This window comes from Akkermansia massiliensis (assembly GCF_018847375.1).
Lineage (GTDB): Bacteria > Verrucomicrobiota > Verrucomicrobiia > Verrucomicrobiales > Akkermansiaceae > Akkermansia > Akkermansia massiliensis.
Genome location: NZ_CP072036.1, coordinates 919,947 through 938,664 on the forward strand (window position 1 = coordinate 919,947; position 18,718 = coordinate 938,664).

An 18,718-nucleotide genomic window follows, 5' to 3' on the forward strand; every position below is an offset into this window, starting at 1 on the left:
CATGTTCCGCCTGCTGACGACCAGCCTTCTCGCGATTCTGTGCCTGCATCTTCCCGCAGCGCACGGGAAACCCGCGCAGGCGGAAAAGGCGGATGCCATCCAGATCGCCAAAATTCCGGACATCCCGCCCGCGAAATCCGAACAATTTGACCAGGCGTTCCGCCGCGGCGTAGACTTCCTGCTGAAAACGCAGAACAGGGACGGCTCCTGGGGCGACCACCGGGTGATCGGCACCTGGAACATCCTCTGCCCCTATCCGGACGGCCCGCTCACCTTCAAGACGGCAAGCACCGCCCTGTGCATTGCGGGGCTTAACGCCAGCCCCCTGCACAACGAACCCGCCGTGCAGCAGGCCATGACCCGCGCGGAAAACTACCTGATCCGTACGATGCCCCATTTGAAGCGCGGCGACTCCCTTTGCGTGTACAACACCTGGGCGCATACCTACGTGCTGGACGCCATGAGCATGCGGGCCGCAAGACTGGACCGGAACAGCCCGCGCTACCGGGAGCTGAAAAGCTGCGCCGGCTCCCAGGTGAAAAAGCTCAATGAGCTGGCTTCCGCCATGGGGGGCTGGGGCTACCTCACCTATTCCGGCTTCAGCAAACGGCCCGCGGCGCAGCCTACCTCCTTCCTGACGGGAACCGTCCTTATCTCCGCCTGGATGGCCGGAAAATCATTCGGCCTGTCGCTGGACAACAAAATATTCAGCCGCGCGTTGAAGTTCCTCAAATCCCAGAGGACGCCGGCGGGAACCTACGTCTATTCCCTGGGGCATGCCTTCTATCCCGGCCGGCCCATCAACCGCCACACCGGCAGCCTGGCACGCACCCCCGCCTGTGACTACGCCATCAGGCTCTGGGAGCCGGAGGACATCTCCCTGCGCCAGCTCGTGGACGGACTGGACCGCCTGTGGAGCCGCCGGGGATGGCTGACGATGGCCCTGCACAAGCCCACTCCCCATGAAAGTTTCGCCCAGAATTCCGGCTACTTTTTCTACTACGGATACTATTATTCAGGAATGTGTCTGGACATGCTGGCCCCAAATCAGGTAAAACGCCATGCGTCTCTATTGGCGGACGACATCCTCACCCGTCAGGGAACAGACGGTTCCTGGTGGGATTACCCCCTGTACAATTATCACAAATTCTACGGCACCGGCTACGCCCTTTACGCCCTTTCCCGCGCGTGGGACAAGCTGTACGGACAGCCGGAACCGCCTTCATCCCTTACTTCCACACCATTCCGGCCATGACAAACACCATGAAATCCCTTCTGGCGCTCTGCCTGTTCTGCGGCGCGGCCGCCGTTTCCACCGCGGAAACGCCGGTCCGGCACACGTCCTTCAAGCCCGGTGAAATCTGGACGGACAACAACGGCGTGCACATCAATGCCCACGGCGGCGGCATTCTGTACGACAAGGGCACCTACTACTGGTACGGGGAACACAAGGTGGAGGGGGACGCCGGAAACCGCGCCCAGGTGGGCGTGCACTGCTATTCCTCCAGGGACCTTTACAACTGGAAGGACGAGGGAATCGCCCTGAAAGTGGTGGAAGGGGACAACTCCCACCCCATCGCCAAGGGCTGCATCCTGGAACGCCCCAAGGTGGTCTACAACAAGAAGACCAAAAAGTACGTGATGTGGTTCCACCTGGAACTCAGGGGGAAGGGCTACGGTTCCGCGTACGCGGGCGTGGCTACGGCCACAAAGCCCACCGGTCCGTTCACGTTCCTGAAAGCCGGGCGCGTCAATCCGGGCAAATGGCCCCTGAATCTGGACAAAAAGGACCAGACGACCGAGTTCACCAAGGAGATGCCTGACTATGTCCGCATCATCCGCAGGGACTTCCCCGGCGGCCAGATGAGCCGTGACATGACCATCTTTGTGGACGACAACGGCAAGGCCTACCATATTTACTCCTCCGAAGGGAACATCACCCTGCACATCGCGGAACTGACGCCGGACTACACCGGGCATAACGGAAAATACGTCCGCGTCTTCGTCAACCGCTACATGGAAGCTCCCGCCATCTGCAAGCACAACGGGAAATACTACATGATCGCCTCCGGCTGCTCCGGCTGGGCGCCCAACGCGGCCCGCAGCGCCGTGGCCCCCCGCATGGCCGGACCGTGGACGGAGCTCAAAAATCCCTGCGTAGGGCCCAAGGCCAATATCACCTTCGGCGGACAAAGCACCTACATCCTGCCCGTACAGGGCAAGCCCGGCAAATTCATCTTCATGGCGGACATCTGGCGGCCCAAAAACGCCATTGACGGCCGCCACATGTGGCTTCCCATGAAATGGGACGGCGACCAGATCATTCTGGAATGGAAGGATGAATGGACCCTGAAGGATCTGTAACCGTTTCCTTCCCCCTCTTTCATGCAGGATACGATCTACTGCTTCCACCTCCTGGCCACGAGGCAGAAGAGCACCCTGCTATATGCCATGTGCTCCATTCCCGTCGTCACGGCAATCTGGCTGCTGAATCCGGAATGGCCTTTCTGGGCCGGTTACATTGCCTGGGCGCTCGTCTGCACGGCAGTTCTGATGATTCAATATGCCGCCCCTCTCCCCATCCGCTGCCCACACTGCGGGCATGCCGGGCTTCGCCCCGCCTCGCAGACGCCGGAGGAACAGGGAAGGCCGGATACAGGCATCATGCTGGAATGCCGGGGCTGCGGCTCCTCCTTTTATACGGACGCCTACCTCCCATGGCCGGGGAAAAGCGTTCGCCGCCGTCCCGTTTCCGCGGATGAATGGGAAGAAAAACCTGCCTGTAAACAAGCCGGGCCTGCTTCCTCCGGAGAGGAAAGCAGGCCGGACAGGTTTTCCTGAATTTAACGGAGGAAAAGATTAACGGGCTTTCTTGGAAGCCATCACATAATTCCTCATGCGCTGGTCAGCGGGAGTGGTGGGGCGCACGCTGGTGACCCAGTTGCCATCCTTGTCCTTCTTCTTGATTTCCGTTCTGTCCCGGTACAGCTTCGCGGAGAAATCGTTGGAATCAAGGATCACCGGGCCGGGGCCCTTGGTGACGATGGGAGTGGGCGGTACTTCCGCCACCACCGTCATGGGGGTAGTAAGGGAATCATACCAGTACACCAGTTCCTGCTGGCCGATGGGGTTGTCCGGATAAGGCGCATAGGCTCCGTTATTGGTGGAAACCTTCACATAGGCCGGTTCCGGGAACGTGGTCTGATAGGAAGAAGGGGAACAGGCCCCCAACAGCAAAAGGCCGGCTCCGCCGACAATGATCATGGAATGCAGTTTCATATAGGCATTTGATTCCCTCCCGTCTCGTTCCGTTCAGACGATGCACGGTTCCGGGAACTTCCACTGTGCCGTGAAAACTTTCCAAATTCACTTATTTTCAAACAGAAACGTTTATGAATGACAGAACTTCCGCCCGTTTGTCTTATCTCCGTCTTGAACGCGTTGCTGCACGCCGGAAACCATCGGGACCTCTTCCAGCCCTTGCACCCTCCGGAATATTCCGGACAATCATGCTCCGGGCAGGTAAGGCGGCATTAACAAAAACCATTCCCCTTCCAACAAAAAAACCTGCCGGGAATGACCTCCCGCACCAGCTCTGAAAAACGTTCCCGGCTCCGGCTCAGTCATACGCAGGCGGAGAGGAAGGGGAGGAATGTTCTCTCTCCTTTTTCCGTTCTTCTCCGGTGATGCCTCCGTGACGCCGCAGCAACGCGGCCATCTCCCCCATCCCCGCGCTCCAGCGCCATGTCCAACGCCGTACGGCCCCTGGCATCCACCGCATTGAGCAGCTCCCGGCACGAAACCAGAATATCCGCCAGGGGAACGGATCGGGAGGCAACGGCCTTCATCAGGGGAGTCGTCGTACCGCCCGGAAGCATATCCTCCCCGGACAGGCGAAGCCGGGACATCAGAAAACGAAGCATGCTCTCATCCCCCGTTTCCACGGCCAAAAAAACGGCTGGCCAGGGAGAAACCGAACTGAATAAATCCGTGCGCAGCCTTTCCAGGTTTTCAGACAATTTTCGGTAAGCCGCAGCGGACGATCCTCCGGCTGCTGCCATGCGCTCCGCGATCAGACGCGCTTCCCCAAAGCCGGCAAAATTCCGGGCCGGGCTGGTGAAGCCCTCTGATCTTCTCTCCGGTACCAGCCCCGCGACGGCCAGCAAATCCCGGCACCTCTGGCGGTATAGCCACGACTCATGCGCCGTCATGTAAATGCCTATCCCGGAACTCCAGAAATAAATGCCGGGCTGAATTTCATACTCCACGGAAAAAACCACATAACGCCGCCACGCCCGGTCCGCCTCCCGGAGCCTGTCCTCCCATCCGGTACGCATGAAACTGCAGCCATTCTCCGGCAAGAAAGCCGTCCGGATACCGGACAACCGGGCCTTCCAGTAATTCCGGTAGGAGCCCAGCAGGAACTTGACGAAGGGATATTCAGAAGAACAAACGGCCTGTTCCACCTTTTGCAGCACGGGGTCATTCTCCTGCCAGCCGGGATCCACGGGCGCAACGTCTACCAGCGGGTAGGCATTCGTCGCGCAGGCCGTATCCGCAATAGCCATCATCCGTTCCATCTTCTTGAAGGCCCGGCGCACATGGACTTCCGCCTCCTCCAGCTCTCCCAATGACCCGGCATCGGGTACGCCCTCCCCCTTCATGGCAGAGCGCCGGTTTTGGGCGGCCAGCATCCACGCCCTGTAAAACCTCTCATCCGCTCTTAAAAATGCCTCCCAAGCCACCTGCGCCTGCACCCAGGATTCCATCACTATTTCATCCTGCAATTCCTGAAGAGGCATTTCCTTAAACCACTTTGATTGATGTTCAATCAATTCCGACTTTACAAACCACCGTGAAGCCAACCAGGCGGCTACGGGAGCATAAAGAGCATCCAGCCGGGACTGCCAATAGGCGTCCAGTGCGGCGGCGGCTTCCTTCAGCGCACGGGCATCCTTTGCCGCCCGGGTGGCGTCTATCGCTTGTTCCAGACGGACAGGCTCCGTCTCCTCCGGACCAGGAACCGCACCTTTTCCATAGGCTGGTATATATTCGGCAAACGCCTTCAACGTTCCGGAAGGCAGTAAAAACTCCCTGGAAGGATCGGACGGCACATCCCCGGAAGCCCACCCGGCCACGCAAAATGCCGCCGCGGCCATAATCCGCCATCTCATGCCCATGCTGCTCCTGTTCTCTTCCTTCCGGCTTCCCCGCACGAGCCGCCATCATGTCATCATCCGGATTTCACGGCCTTTTCTTTTCAACGGGCAACCGCATGAAGGAAAGGAGCTTGCCGGGAACGCGGAGGCGTGGTTGAATGCATGCCTTCTCCATGATTACGGATTTCCGGCTGAAAGTGTTTGAGACCGTCGCGCGGCGCCTGAACTTCACGCGCGCGGCGGAGGAGCTGTTCATCACGCAGCCGGCCGTCACCCGGCATATCAAGGAGCTGGAACGCCTGCTGGACGCCCGCCTGTTCAAAAGGGAAGGCCGCGGCATCGCCCTGACGGCGGAAGGCGTGCGCCTGCTGGTCCATTCCCGCCGCATCCTCAAGGAATATGAAACGCTGGCGGAAGACATGTCTTCCGGCCGGAATACGCCCGTTTCCGGTGAATTGAGCCTGGGAGCCAGCTCCACCATGTCCCAGTACGTCCTGCCTCCGCTGCTGGCCCTGTTCAACCGCCATTATCCGGAAATACGCATACGGCTGAAAAGCGGCAATACGGAGGAAATCGAACAGGCCGTGCAGGATGAAGCCGTGCAGCTCGGCATCGTGGAAGGCACCGCAAGGCGCACGGACCTGCATTACCTGCCCTTCATGGAGGATGAAATCATTCTGGCGGGCGGTTCTCATGCCGCCGCCCCGCGGGAAGGCCTCTCCCTCCCGCAGCTCTCCCATGTTCCCCTGATCATGCGGGAACCGGGGTCCGGCACGCGCCGGGTGGTGGAGGAAGTCCTGAAGAAACACGGAATCGCCGCTTCCGGCCTCCACGTCCTGATGACGCTGGGCAATACGGAAAGCATCAAGATGTATCTGGCGCATTCCCCGGCATGCTCTTTTCTCTCCTCCCTCGCCGTGCGGGAAGAGCTCAAACGCGGGGATTTGAAAAAAATCCATCTCCGCCATCTGGAAATCCGCCGTTCCTTTCACTTTGCCAACGGGCACGGAGACTACAGCAGAATCAATGAATTATTCATCAAATTCTGCCGGAATTATTATAACAAAATCTAATCGCCTATAACAATTTCTGATTAGATTTTATGATGATTGTGGAGTATATCTCCCACGCAGCCGTTCCGGCACGTTCCCCCTCCGGACAAGACGGGCGGCCGCAGCCATCATTCTACAGCCCATGTCCCCCAAACATCTCGCCAATCCGCTCCACGGCATCCTGCTCATCGTCCTGTTCTCCTTTTCCGCCTTCTACATTGCGGACTTTGAATGGGTGAAACACCTCTCCTTCAGCCCGCTGATCGTCGGCATCGTGCTGGGGATGCTTTACGCCAACAGCCTGCGCAACCACCTTCCGGAAGCGTGGGTGCCCGGCATCCAGTTCTGCACCAAGCAGGTGCTGAGAACAGGCATCGTCCTGTACGGGTTCAAGCTGACCTTCCAGAGCGTGATCGACATCGGGGGAGCGGCTCTTCTGATCGACCTCATTGTGGTCTCTCTCACCATTCTGCTGGGCGCGGGACTGGGGCGGCTGCTGAAAATGGACCGGGACACGGCCCTTCTGACCTCCATCGGCAGTTCCATCTGCGGGGCGGCGGCCGTCCTGGGCGCGGAACCCGTCGTGAAAAGCAAGCCTTACAAGGCGGCCGTGGCCGTTTCCACCGTCGTCATCTTCGGCACGCTATCCATGTTCCTGTATCCGGCCCTGTACCGGGCCGGAATGCTGAACCTGACGACGGAACAGATGGGCCTCTTTACCGGAGCCACCCTTCATGAAGTGGCCCACGTGGTGGGCGCCGGCAACGCCATGGGGCAGGCCATCTCCGACCCGGCCATCATCGTCAAGATGATCCGCGTGATGATGCTGGCCCCGGTGCTGGTCATCCTGAGCATCATCCTGGCGCGGCGGGACTCCGCCGCCGGAGGAAACAGCGAAAAACGTAAAATCACCATCCCCTGGTTCGCGTTCCTGTTCCTCGCCGTCATCGGCTTCAATTCCCTGCACCTGCTGCCTGCCGAACTGGTGGACGCCATCAACACCCTGGACACGTTCCTGCTGACCATGGCGATGACGGCTCTGGGCACAGAATCCAGCTTTGAGAAGTTCAAGAAAGCCGGAGCGCGCCCCTTCCTGCTTGCGGGCCTCCTGTACGTCTGGCTCTTCTTCGGCGGCTACTGGCTGGTCAAGCTCATCAGCTTCTAAACTTTAAAGACCTTTCGCCTGCGGGGGAAGCATGCATCCGCGTTTCCTCCCCGTACGGAAGCAAAAAGGCCGTTTCATCCGCAACGGAACGGTTTCCAACAGAGAAACGGCTACTCAACATGAGTTCCTTGAGATAAAAAGCAGCCCCTGATTCCGGATTTATCATTCGTTTCCCGGCGGATCCGGGCAGTAAACCGCTCCTATTCCCGCTGCTGCGGCAGGTTTTCCCAGCCTGCCCCAACAAAAATTCATAGCCAAACCGTTTGGAGACGCTATAGTACACGTACCCAGTTTTTAAAACAAATGGCAACCAAATTATTCATTCCCGGACCCACTGAAGTAGCACCTGAAGTACTTGCCGCCATGAGCGGCCCGATGATGGGGCACCGATCCAAGGCGGCTTCCGCCCTGCAGCGCCGCATTTCCAACAATCTGCGCCGCATTCTGCTGACGGAACAGGAAATCCTGCTCTCCACTTCCTCCGGTACGGGCTTGATGGAAGGCGCCGTGCGTTCCTGCACCGCCAAGCGAGCCGCCATTTTTTCCGTGGGCGCCTTCGGCGACAAATGGTACAAGATTGCCACGGGCAACGGCGTTCCCTCCGACATTTTCAAGAGCGAACTCGGCCAGCCCACCACCCCGGAAATGGTGGACGGCGCCCTCTCCACCGGCAAGTACGACACTATCTGCATCACCCATAATGAAACGTCCACCGGCGTCCAGAACCCGGTGGAGGAAATTGCGGAAGTACTCAAAAAATACCCGGACGTCGTATGGTGCATGGACGCGGTAAGTTCCGCCGCCGGCTCCCGGATTGAAACGGACAGGCTGGGCGTGGACGTGCTGGTGACCTCCACCCAGAAGGCGCTGGCGCTCCCCCCCGGCATGGCTGTCTGCACGCTGTCCCAAAAGGCTTATGAACGCACCGCCTCCGTCCCCAACCGCGGTTGCTACTTTGACCTGCGCTCCATTTACGACACTATCCAGAAAAAGGACTACCAGTACACGAACACCCCCTGCGTCTCCATCATGTACGCCATGGACCTCCAGCTCCAGCGCATCATGCAGGAAGGCGTGGAAAACCGCTTTGCGCGCCATGAAGCCATGGCGGAATTCGTGCGCTCCTGGGCGGATGAATATTTCAGCGTCTTCGCCAACCGGGACCATCTTTCCCGCACCCTGACGGTCATCAGCAACACGAGGGACATTGACATCGCCGCCCTGAACAACGTGCTGATCGAACGCGGCATGCAGCTCGGCAACGGTTACGGGGATTTGAAGAACAAGACCTTCCGCATCGCCCACATGGGTGAGCTGACGATGGACGACATGCGCTCCATCACGTCCAACATCGTGGACATCCTGAAACTCAAGTAAGCGTTTTCCCTTCCCTCTTTTCCGGCCCCGCCCGGGAAAGAGGGAAGAACGCCTCCTCCGGAGAATGAACGGAACAGCCGCCATGAACAAGGTTCTTCACACGGCGCTCCAGGCTCTGTTCATCATCGCCTCCGCCTGCGTCCTGACGGCCCTCATCATCGCCGGAGCCTTGAATGAAGCCATGCGCCCCTGGTCCGGAGCCTTCTTTCTAATGCTTGTTCCGTACTACCTGATCCTGGTGAAAAAACGCCTGGACCGGGAACAGGCGGGGGAAATGGCACGCTCCTGCACATGGAGCATGGCCGCCGCGGCAAGCCTGTTCCTGCTGCTCATCGGGATGCTCCTGCTGTTGAACAGCATTCCGGGAGGCGGAGAGTTTGTCCGGCTTCTCCTGTTCAAGCCCCTGGATTTTCTCAAAGCGGCAGGAGCGCCCATGCGGTACCTGCTGCTGTTCATTGCGGCATGTATTTTGGCGGGGCTTGTCTCCGGCATCCGTGCGCTATATCATTGCACCCTCCGTCATTAACCTTCTGTACTCTCTCATTTTTCCATGTCCACACTCCATCCCTTCCCCGCCCTCCGTCCGCCCCGGGAACTGGCCGCGCGGGTTTCCTCCCTCCCCTATGACGTCATGAACCACCGGGAGGCCAGGGAAATGGCCGCCGGAAACGACGCCTCCTTCCTCCACATCTGCCGCTCCGACATCGACACGAGCGAAACCTCCATCCACGCCCCGGAAACCTATGCCAAGGCGCGGGAAAACCTGGAAGCATTCGTCCGCAAGGGCTACCTCGTCCGGGATGAAAAACCTTCCTTCTACATTTACCGCCAGATCATGTGGGGCCGCGTGCAGACGGGCATCGTCGGCTGCGCCTCCGTGGATGAATACGCCAGCGGCGTCATCAAAAAGCATGAACTGACCCGCAGGGAAAAAGAGCTGGACCGCATTGAGCACTTTGACGCCTGTTCCGCCCAGACGGAACCGGTATTCCTGGCCTACCGCAAGCACGAGGGCCTTTCCGGCATCATCCGGGAATGGATCAAATTCCACAAACCGGAGTACGATTTCACCACGGACGACGGCGTTACCCACATCCTGTGGCCCGTCTCCGATCCCGGCACGGTGGAAGCCATCCGCAAAGGCTTTGAAGAAGTGGATGCTCTTTACATAGCGGACGGCCATCACCGTACGGCGTCCAGCGCCGCCGTTTCCGCCAGGCGGCGCAAGGAGCACCCGGACTACACGGGACAGGAGGAATTCAATTACCTGATGGCCGTCGTCTTCTGTGATGAAGACCTCTTCATCATGGACTACAATCGCGTCGTGCGCGACCTGAACGGCCTGGCCAGGGAAGAATTCCTGGAAAAGCTCCGCGCCTCCTTTGACGTGGCGCCTGCGGACGCCGTTCCCGGAGAAGGCTACGCCCCCCGCGCCAAGCACGAATTCGGCATGTATCTGGACGGCCGGTGGTATTCCCTCACCGCCAAACCGGGAACCTTCCCGGCGGACCATCCCATCGAAAGCCTGGACTGCGCCATTCTCCAGGCGAATGTGCTGGCCCCCATCCTGGGCATTGACGATCCGCGCACAAGCGACCGCATCGACTTCGTAGGCGGCATCCGCGGCCTGGGAGAACTGGAACGCCGCTGCTCCGGAGAAATGGCGCTGGCCTTCTCCCTGTACCCCGTCACCATGGACGACCTCTTCCGCGTGGCGGATGCCGGGGAAATCATGCCCCCCAAGTCCACGTGGTTTGAGCCCAAGCTGCGCAGCGGACTTTTTGTCCATACCATTGAACAATGACATTTTCCACCATACCAACATGAACAAGGTTCTTATTCCCACCAAACTCTCCGACGTAGCGGCCAATACGCTTAAAACGGCCGGCTATGAAGTCGTCCAGGACGCCGACACGCCTCTGGAAGAACAGGCCGCCGCCCATCCGGACACCGTGGCCCTGATCGTCCGCAGTGAAAAAGTCACTCCGGCAATCATGGACGCCCTCCCCTCCCTGAAGCTGGTCATCCGCGCCGGAGCCGGCTACGACAACATTGACATCGTGTACGCCCGCAAGAAGAATGTGGACGTCATGAACACCCCCGGCGCCAACTCCAACGCCGTGGCGGAGGAAGTCATGGCCATGATTCTGGCGTATTACCGCCACATCGTCCAGGCGGACGCCACCACCCGGGAAGGCCTGTGGGAAAAGAAAAAATACATGGGCAGCGAGCTGACCAAAAAAACCGTGGGCATCATCGGCCTGGGCAACATCGGCCGCAACCTCGTCAAGCGCCTCCAGGGATTTGAACCCACCCTGCTGGGCTACGACCACTTTCTGGCCCGCCAGCGCGCCCTGAACATCGGCGTCACCCCCACCAGCATTGAAGACATCTTCTCCCAGTGCGACATCATCACCCTGCACGTTCCGGGCGGTCCCTCCACCCACCACATGGTGAACGCGGAACTTATCGACAGCATGAAGGACGGCGCGGTGCTCATCAATTGCTCCCGCTACGGCGTGGTGGATGAAGAAGCGCTGGCCGCCGCCAAGGCCGCGGGCAAAAACATCGGCTACCTGACGGACGTCCACCCCAAGGACGCGCCCGGAGAAAAACCTTCCGCCGCCGTGGCGGACCTCATCCTTCCCCACCTGGGCGCCAACACCCGGGAAGCCAACACGAAGGCGGCCAAGCGCGCCGCGGAACAGATGGTGGCCTATTTCTCTGACGGAGACACCTCCTGCGTGGTGAACGGGGAATCCCCCAACGGTCTCAATCCGGCCCATCTCCAACTGGCTTTCCTGCTCGCTGCCCTGGCCCGCAAAGCCGGAGGCAACAAGCCTATCCGCCGGGTGGAATGCACCTTCTACGGCAACTTGCGCGTCTTCCGCAAATGGTTCACTGCCCCCATTCTGGAAGGGCTGCTGCCGCACGCGGAAAAGGGCCTCATGCCCGCCGCCGCGGAAGAATCCCTGCGGGAGCACGGCATCGTCTTCAAGGCGCGGGAGCCCAAGGACGACAAGCCCTATGAAGATTCCATCACGCTGGACGTGGTGATGGAAGATGAGGGGGAATATTTCAACACCAGCGTGCGCGGCGTGGTGACGGAAGGCATTCCCATGGTCTCCCGCCTGAACAACTTCAACGGGCTGTATGCGGACCTGCGCGGCACAACGCTGTTCCTGCATTACAAGGACCGTCCCGGCATCATCGCCACCATCGGTTCCGCCCTGTACTCCAACGGCATCAACATTGACAACATCGCCGCTCCGGCCGATCACGCCACGCGGGAAGCCCTGGCCGTCCTCAAGACCAACAAACCCGTTTCCGATGAACTGCTGAACAAGATTGCGGAAGAGATAGATGCCATCTCCGCCTTCTCCCTGAATCTTTAACAGGAATTAGACTCATTTCCGGACTCTTCCGGAACCCGCCTTCCAGGCAGCCCGCTTTCCCTCCATTTCCGGAGGGAGGCGGGTTGCCTTTATTTCTGCCATGTTGACAAGGCACACTCCTTTTTGTACTTTTACCCGAATCGTTGGAACACTCTCATGCGCTATGTACTGCTTCTCCTGACCATTTTAACCGCCGGATTCTCCGTCTGGTACTATCAACACCATATCTCCCCGGAAGGAAAGGAACTGGCCGCCCGGAAAACAGCCATGGAACAGGAGGCCGTAATATTGGAGAAAACCGTCGGCCAGACCCGGAAGAAACTGGATGAAGCCCAGGACGCCACCCGGACGGCGGAAGAGGCCATGGAAAAATTCCGGGAAACCTATCTTGAGCAGAAAAGACAGCAGCAGCAGGAAGCCCAGGTTGCCGCCTACCAAAAAAGCATGGCGGACCAGCAGGAGGAAGTGAAGGAACACGACCAGAGGATTGACCAGTTGCGCCGCCGCATGAGCAGGCAGAGGGAAAACTCCAAGTCCGCCAGGGAAGAACTGCTTCAAAAGAGGGAGGGAATGAAAACCCTGCTTGCGAAGTTGGCCGACAAGCAGAGAAGTATTCAGGCGGAACTGGGGCAGGCCGAACGGGAACTGGCCAAGAACCGGGAGGATGCCAAAGCCAAAAAGAAATTTTCAGGAGCCGCTCCCCAGAAGGAGAACATCTCGGAACTTCAATCGCAAATAGCCTTCATTCGCCTGAAAACCTCCGCCACAAAGAAAAAAATGCAGGCTCTGGACGCCGCCCTGGAAGCCCTGGAAGAAAAAACCGGCAAGCAGCAGCTACTGATGCAGAAAGCGGAGGAAAAACTCACCGAACAGAAAAACAAGGCCTTAACCGACGATGACCGGGAAGAAACCGCCGCCCCGGACCCGGGAGATGACGATTTGCTGGCTACAGCCGGATACAGGGAGCAGTCCAAAGCCGTCCGGAACGCTCTGGAACAAGCCCGGAAAGAAGAGGAACAGGCGTCCCGGACCTATGACGAGGCCCGAGCTGAAATGCGCAAGTCTTCCAGAGAAGAAGTAAAAAAGCTGGAGAAGGAGGAAAAGGACCATGCCTCCTTCCAGAAGCTGTTCACGGGCGCTGCCTCCGTTGTGGGATTCATCCTCCTCCTGTTCACGGTGGGGGCCTTCCGCCGCAGCAACGGCTGAGCGTGTTCCTGAAAACTTGAGGGCACGGAATGAAGAAAAGCTCCTGCGTCCCGTTTGCCGCTCTTCCGGAGCCCTCCGCAGGGAGGCGTTGACGGGCGGCAGGGATATGGTAGTCTCAGGCCTGCCTGATCATGCTCACACTGGCCCAGCTTCACGGACAACCGGAAATTTTCCATTCCATCCAGGGGGAAGGCGTCTCCCAGGGGACTCCCTGCGTCTTTCTGCGCCTGGCAGGCTGCAACCTGGCCTGTTCCTGGTGTGACACGGCGTACTCCTGGAACGGGACAGTTCCCGGAGTGCGGCTCACGCCTGAAAAGGCGGCGGAACTGGCGCTCCGTTATCCATGCCGCCGCCTGGTACTGACCGGGGGAGAACCGCTCATTCAGCAAAAAGCCCTTCCCGCCCTGCTGCGCCTGCTGCCGGACCATGCCGTGGAGCTGGAAACCAACGGCACCATTATGCCGGATGCGGAACTGCTGGAACGCATCACGCAATTCAACGTGTCTCCCAAACTCCCCCACTCCGGCAATGAAACCGCCAGAACATGGAAACCGGACGTCCTGCGCCGTCTGGCTTCCACGGAAAAAGCGTGGTTCAAATTCGTAGTGGCGTGCGAGGAAGATGTAAAAACCGCCCTGCGGCAGGCTTCTGGGGCAGACATTCCCGCAGAACGCATCCTGCTCATGCCACTGGCCTCCACACGGGCAGAGCTGGACGCCATGCGCGCGCAGACGGTGGAATGGTGCCTCCGTTATGGCCTCCGCTTTTCAGACCGCCTGCACATCGCCATTTGGGACAGCAAAAAGGGCGTTTGAAAACGCCCTTGTATAGTCAAAGGAAAATATTCCCTGGCAGGCATCCTGCGTGGAGCTCTTCGCCCCATCATTCCGGCAGCTTATGCCTTCTGCTTCAGGTCCAGTAGCATCTGGGCGTTGCTTGGGTACTTGTTCAGGAAAAACAGGAAGCGTTCCATGGCCTCTACAGGCTTGTGCCCCGCCAGCGCGCGGCGGATCAGGTTCATTTTGTACAGCCACGCTTCCGGCATGATGAGTTCTTCCCGGCGCGTTCCCGATTTCAGGATATCCACGGCCGGGAAGATATACTGCTCCGCAATGCGGCGGTTCAGGACAAGCTCCATGTTGCCCGTACCCTTGAACTCCTGGAAAATCAGGTCATCCATACGGCTGTTGGTTTCCACGAGTGCAGTGGCGATGATGGTCAGGGAACCGGCCTGGCGCGTATTGCGGGCGGCGGCAAAAAGACGGCGGGGCATTTCCAGCGCACGGGCATCAATGCCGCCGGACATGGTGCGGCCGCTCCCCTTGTCCGCGTTATTATAGGCACGGGCAAGGCGCGTGATGGAATCCATCAGCAGGAAGACATGCTGGCCGGCTTCCACAAGCCGCTTGGCGCGCTCAATGCAAAGCTCCGCCATGCGGCAGTGGTCACGCACCCTGCCGTCATTGGAAGAAGCGTATACCTCGGCTCCGGGAAGGGAACGCTTGAACTCCGTCACTTCTTCCGGGCGTTCGTCCACCAGCAGCACCATCAGGTGGATGGAATCCTTGTAATTCTCCAGAATGGCTTCCGCCATGTGCTGCAGCAGCGTCGTCTTCCCCGCGCGGGGCGGAGAAACGATCAGGCCGCGCTGGCCGCGCCCGATCGGCGCAATCAGGTCCAGCGTGCGCGTGGTATAGCGCTCCGGACGGGTTTCAAAGGAAATGCGCTTATTCGGATTGACCGCCTTGAGCTCTTCAAAATGCGGGCTCTTGCGGGCCTTCTCCGGAGCATCTCCGTTGACGGCGGATATCTCCGTCAGAAGAATGCCGCGGTCATGGCGGCAGGCTTGTCCATGCACCCAAACGGCGGGACGCAGGCCGAACTTGCGGATCATGTCCTGCGGAACGTACACGGCTTCCGCAAAAGCGTCAAAATCATTATCCGGCTTCCTTAAAAAGCCGAATCCCTTATTCGTGATTTCCAGCAGGCCGTCCACCGGTTCCGGGGGCGCCAGCTCACGGGGAGCATTATTCTGGGGAGCATTCCCCTCCTGGTGATTATTGTTCCAGCGGTTTTTAACCCGGTCATTGCCGTTCCTGCCATTGCGGCCGTCCTGCCGGTTATTCCGGTTCTTATTGAAACGGTCGTTGTTATTGCGGCGGTTCTGTCTCTCAAAACGCTGCCTTTGCGGTTCATTCGTCCGATGGGATTCTCGCGCGGCATCTCCGGAGAAATCCGTCGCGCCTTCCTGTACCACCTTGATGGACGGAGCGGCAGAATCCGCATCCGGCCCTGTCTCCTGTACCCGCGGTTTTCTCACAAACCTCTGGCGGATCACCTTCGGCCTGCCTCCTTCGGACTGTTCCGGAGCAGAATCCGCAGGACTGGCGGCCGGTTCGGCAGGCGCCATGGAAACGGCAGCGTCCGTTTTGGCGCCCTCTGCGGCATCGTCTTCAGGCACAATGGTCTTGGCGGAACGCCTGCGCACCGGCTTGACGGGAGCTTCCGTTACGGGAACATCAGGGGAACCGGCAGTTTCCGGAACTTCCTCCACGGGCTTCTTGCGGGGACGTCCGCGCCGGGGCTTGGCAGGAGCTTCCTCCGTCCCTTCCGCCGCCGGAATTTCAGCGCTGCTTTTGCGGGCGCTCTTCTTCTGCGGCGCATCCGTGCTCTCCATCCCTTCACCCGCCAATTCCGGAACCTTCTTCCTTGCCGTCCGCTTGCGGGGGGCCGGGGAAGAACCCTGTTCCGTCCCGGAAACTTCCGCAGCGGCGTGGGACTCTGCCGGAGCTTCCGCCGCAGACTTGGCTCTGCGGACAATACGTTTTTTGGGCGATGGCTCCGGAGAAACCTGTTCCGGAGTCAAATCTGGGGGGGTATCAGACATGGAAAAGAAAATTGGACTGCAACAACAGGCGTCTCCTGAAAGACAACGGCGTTAGTCAAGCTGTTCGAGGATTTCTTCCGCCACGTCGAAATTGGAGAAGACGTTCAGCGCGTCATCGTAATCGTCCAGCGCTTCATACAAGCGCAGGGCGGCCTTCGCCGTCTCCAGATCGTTAATTACGGAAACGTTCTGCGCCACGGAAATCAGCTTCATGGAAATCACCGTATGCCCGGCCTCGCGCAGGGCGGCGCACACATTGTTCAATTCCGTCGGGTCCGTAACAAACACCCATTCATTGTCGGAATCACCCTGCTCCACATCGTCCGCGCCGCATTCCAGCGCCAGGTCCATCGCGGAATCCTCCGTCAGGCCTTCCGCCATGATGCGGGCTTCTCCCTTGCGTTCAAACTGGTAGGCCACGGAACCGGGAGTGCCGATGCTGCCCCCGTTCTTGGTAAACAGAGTGCGCAGCTCGGAAGCGGAACGGTTCGTGTTGTCCGTCGCCACTTCAATCAGGAAAGCCGTACCCGCCGGGCCGTAGCCTTCATAAGTAATCTCCTGGATGGTGGCGCCGCCCAGTTCCCCGGTGCCTTTCTTGATGGCGCGTTCAATATTCTCCTTGGGGGTGGACACGGCCTTGGCCCCGTCAATGGCGGCCCTCAGGCGAGGGTTCAGATCAGGATCTCCGCCGCCGCTCTTGGCGGCCAGCATGATTTCATGGGCAAAGCGGGCAAACACCTTGCCCTTCTTGGCATCTTCCTTAGCCTTAACGTACTTGATCTTAGACCATTTATTATGTCCTGACATAGAATTGGGAATAATAGTAAGTGTATGTGAAAAGAGACAAACTAACAAGTGGAACTGTTCTTCAACCCGGGCGAACACATTGTCTTTCGCAAATACCACGCAGGAAGGGAATCAGGGTGCGGCCATCCGTAAATAGGTTACAGGGACCGGATACTCTGCCGGGGAACACGCCGCACTCCCTTAAGGGGCTCCGGCTACCGCTTGGCAGTCACTCTCAACACACGCAAAATAACGTATTCCCCAGCATTGGCAATACTTTTTTAGGTCACGGAAGCATGGAAGCAAACCCCAGGGAACCGGATAAACAATTCCTCCCACAATCTGGAGTAATCATTCTACGGAAAGACTGCCCGTCTTATTTAATTTGATGAAAGCGCGAGCATCTCCAGGAAAAGATGGACGACCGCTTTATCCTCTCTCCGCTAGTCCGCCTCACGCTCTATTATTTCCCCTTCATCCCGGTTGTCGGGCTCATAGCAGGTAATATCTTCGTTTAACATGGAATAATAACTATATGGCTCTTCCTTTTCCAAAGGCCCTTCCCTTGCTTTTTGAAAATGCTTCAATTCCCTGCCATGCTCATCAAAATAACTGATCTGCTGGAATCCATGTTCCGGATAGGAAAAACGGATAATAGCACACTTCATTAAATGATCGGAACTTAACTCTCCGTTTTCGTCGTAATAGCGGATTTCCTTCACGGCGCGGCCTCCTCCCAAATCACTCCCAGGTTCATAATGGTCTGCACAACGCCGGGCCCACCCCTGAAGGCCACGAGTCAACCGGCCAAACTTGTCCGTATATTCCGCTTCAGCTACATCATAAGGGTCCAGATAATACTTTGCTTGAAGCAAATCTTCAGGAAGAAGTAACCGCAATTGATCGATATCGTTCCAATCACCAAATCTTTCTTTTAAATAAAAGGTTTTTCTTGTGGAAGCCGTCAATTCCGCTTCCCATCCTTGATGAACTTCCAGGCAGGCAACGCCCGCCTCCACGGCAGGCGTTGCCTTGTACTGATGGTAACGGATCATTCGTCCTTTCGGAAAAATAGCCGGACGTTCCACATCCACAGGCTCCTGGCTTACGACACTTCTTGAATCATCTCCTTTTCCAAAAAAGGATTCCCTGAAAATGAAAGGACCATTGAGAATCCCTGCCCCTTCCTGGCAAATAACCTCTCCCCGGTGGTAACCATTTGCACAAAGGGCATCTTCTCCCCGTACACCATAAAAAGTGACGCACCTGCGTCCCCTATTCTCTTCCACCACACGCATGTGATAGCCCTGATCGTCAAGGTCACAGATTTTCCCATCCGCGGTGAAATAGGTGTAAATGCACAACGCATATTCCTGAATGTCCGTCCATTCCCGGTCGTTCGTTTCATCATAATCCTTTTTGGGGTAGAATCCGGACAGGAAATTCAAAGCCTCTCCCTGCTTCCGGTTTGTTCCGCGGCGCGCGTCGATCCATTCTTCACAATTAAGAATCAGTTTCCATTGCAGATATTGATGATCATTGAATTCGATCAACTTTTGTTCAATCCATCTTCCATTGACGGGAGGATACTTCCGGTCGGAATAGCCAGGGTTGAGGGGCTCCCATAAATCCATCACAGGATGCCCAACCGGGTCAATCATTCGCCTCGCCCCTTCCGAAAAAGTTATCCC

The 18,718-nt window shown here is 58.2% G+C and carries 16 protein-coding genes; 11 read left to right on the forward strand and 5 right to left on the reverse strand.

Annotation, left to right across the window (positions count from 1 at the left end):
* Position 1 precedes the first annotated feature (1 nt).
* The 3 genes from J5W70_RS03845 to J5W70_RS03855 are packed head-to-tail and all read left to right on the forward strand — an operon-like array spanning position 2 to position 2,841.
* Complete coding sequence (locus tag J5W70_RS03845) at positions 2 to 1,255, forward strand: prenyltransferase/squalene oxidase repeat-containing protein (protein ID WP_022396333.1); 1,254 nt, start codon at positions 2 to 4, stop codon at positions 1,253 to 1,255.
* Positions 1,252 to 2,364 carry a glycoside hydrolase family 43 protein gene (locus J5W70_RS03850; protein WP_022396334.1) on the forward strand — a complete coding sequence of 371 codons (1,113 nt, stop codon included), beginning with the start codon at positions 1,252 to 1,254 and terminating at the stop codon, positions 2,362 to 2,364. Before J5W70_RS03845 ends, J5W70_RS03850 begins: the two co-directional genes overlap by 4 nt.
* Before the next feature lie 21 nt (positions 2,365 to 2,385).
* Positions 2,386 to 2,841 carry a hypothetical protein gene (locus J5W70_RS03855; RefSeq protein ID WP_022396335.1) on the forward strand — a complete coding sequence of 152 codons (456 nt, stop codon included), beginning with the start codon at positions 2,386 to 2,388 and terminating at the stop codon, positions 2,839 to 2,841.
* A gap of 18 nt (positions 2,842 to 2,859) precedes the next feature.
* Here J5W70_RS03855 and J5W70_RS03860 read toward each other — a convergent pair whose 3' ends face one another.
* Together J5W70_RS03860 and J5W70_RS03865 are read right to left on the reverse strand one after the other, a co-directional pair.
* On the reverse strand, positions 2,860 to 3,279 hold the full coding sequence (locus J5W70_RS03860; RefSeq protein WP_102721552.1) for a hypothetical protein: 420 nt from the start codon (positions 3,277 to 3,279) through the stop codon (positions 2,860 to 2,862).
* A gap of 344 nt (positions 3,280 to 3,623) precedes the next feature.
* A complete protein-coding gene (locus tag J5W70_RS03865) occupies positions 3,624 to 5,174 on the reverse strand; it encodes an ankyrin repeat domain-containing protein (RefSeq protein WP_215442795.1) in 1,551 nt (516 codons plus the stop codon).
* A gap of 158 nt (positions 5,175 to 5,332) precedes the next feature.
* Between J5W70_RS03865 and J5W70_RS03870 the strand changes: the two genes are divergently transcribed.
* The 8 genes from J5W70_RS03870 to J5W70_RS03905 all read left to right on the forward strand — a co-directional run bounded on the left by J5W70_RS03870 (position 5,333) and on the right by J5W70_RS03905 (position 14,169).
* Positions 5,333 to 6,232, forward strand: coding sequence for a LysR family transcriptional regulator (locus J5W70_RS03870; protein ID WP_102721556.1), 900 nt, complete (start codon positions 5,333 to 5,335; stop codon positions 6,230 to 6,232).
* Between the two features lie 121 nt (positions 6,233 to 6,353).
* Positions 6,354 to 7,376, forward strand: a complete 1,023-nt coding sequence (locus tag J5W70_RS03875) for a YeiH family protein (RefSeq protein ID WP_022396339.1) — start codon at positions 6,354 to 6,356, stop codon at positions 7,374 to 7,376.
* A 303-nt stretch (positions 7,377 to 7,679) separates the two neighbouring features.
* Positions 7,680 to 8,753, forward strand: a complete 1,074-nt coding sequence (locus J5W70_RS03880; RefSeq protein ID WP_215442798.1) for a pyridoxal-phosphate-dependent aminotransferase family protein — start codon at positions 7,680 to 7,682, stop codon at positions 8,751 to 8,753.
* An 82-nt stretch (positions 8,754 to 8,835) separates the two neighbouring features.
* The gene (locus J5W70_RS03885) at positions 8,836 to 9,279 is read left to right on the forward strand and encodes a hypothetical protein (protein ID WP_022396341.1); all 444 of its coding nucleotides are present in this window, start codon (positions 8,836 to 8,838) and stop codon (positions 9,277 to 9,279) included.
* 24 nt (positions 9,280 to 9,303) lie between these two features.
* The gene (locus tag J5W70_RS03890; RefSeq protein ID WP_022396342.1) at positions 9,304 to 10,557 is read left to right on the forward strand and encodes a DUF1015 domain-containing protein; all 1,254 of its coding nucleotides are present in this window, start codon (positions 9,304 to 9,306) and stop codon (positions 10,555 to 10,557) included.
* A gap of 19 nt (positions 10,558 to 10,576) precedes the next feature.
* Positions 10,577 to 12,148, forward strand: coding sequence for a 3-phosphoglycerate dehydrogenase family protein (locus J5W70_RS03895; RefSeq protein WP_022396343.1), 1,572 nt, complete (start codon positions 10,577 to 10,579; stop codon positions 12,146 to 12,148).
* Positions 12,149 to 12,304: 156 nt separating this feature from the next.
* Entirely contained in the window at positions 12,305 to 13,354 is a 1,050-nt protein-coding gene (locus tag J5W70_RS03900) for a coiled-coil domain-containing protein (RefSeq protein WP_022396344.1), read from the forward strand.
* A gap of 131 nt (positions 13,355 to 13,485) precedes the next feature.
* Positions 13,486 to 14,169: a 7-carboxy-7-deazaguanine synthase QueE gene (locus J5W70_RS03905; RefSeq protein ID WP_022396345.1), complete on the forward strand. Its 684-nt coding sequence runs from the start codon at positions 13,486 to 13,488 to the stop codon at positions 14,167 to 14,169.
* An 80-nt stretch (positions 14,170 to 14,249) separates the two neighbouring features.
* On the opposite strand, the gene rho is transcribed toward J5W70_RS03905, so the two are convergent.
* The 3 genes from rho to J5W70_RS03920 all read right to left on the reverse strand — a co-directional run bounded on the left by rho (position 14,250) and on the right by J5W70_RS03920 (position 18,688).
* Complete coding sequence (rho, locus tag J5W70_RS03910; protein WP_022396346.1) at positions 14,250 to 16,241, reverse strand: transcription termination factor Rho; 1,992 nt, start codon at positions 16,239 to 16,241, stop codon at positions 14,250 to 14,252.
* A 51-nt stretch (positions 16,242 to 16,292) separates the two neighbouring features.
* Positions 16,293 to 17,048: a YebC/PmpR family DNA-binding transcriptional regulator gene (locus J5W70_RS03915; RefSeq protein ID WP_022396347.1), complete on the reverse strand. Its 756-nt coding sequence runs from the start codon at positions 17,046 to 17,048 to the stop codon at positions 16,293 to 16,295.
* A gap of 422 nt (positions 17,049 to 17,470) precedes the next feature.
* Complete coding sequence (locus tag J5W70_RS03920; protein ID WP_022396348.1) at positions 17,471 to 18,688, reverse strand: hypothetical protein; 1,218 nt, start codon at positions 18,686 to 18,688, stop codon at positions 17,471 to 17,473.
* Positions 18,689 to 18,718 lie beyond the last annotated feature (30 nt).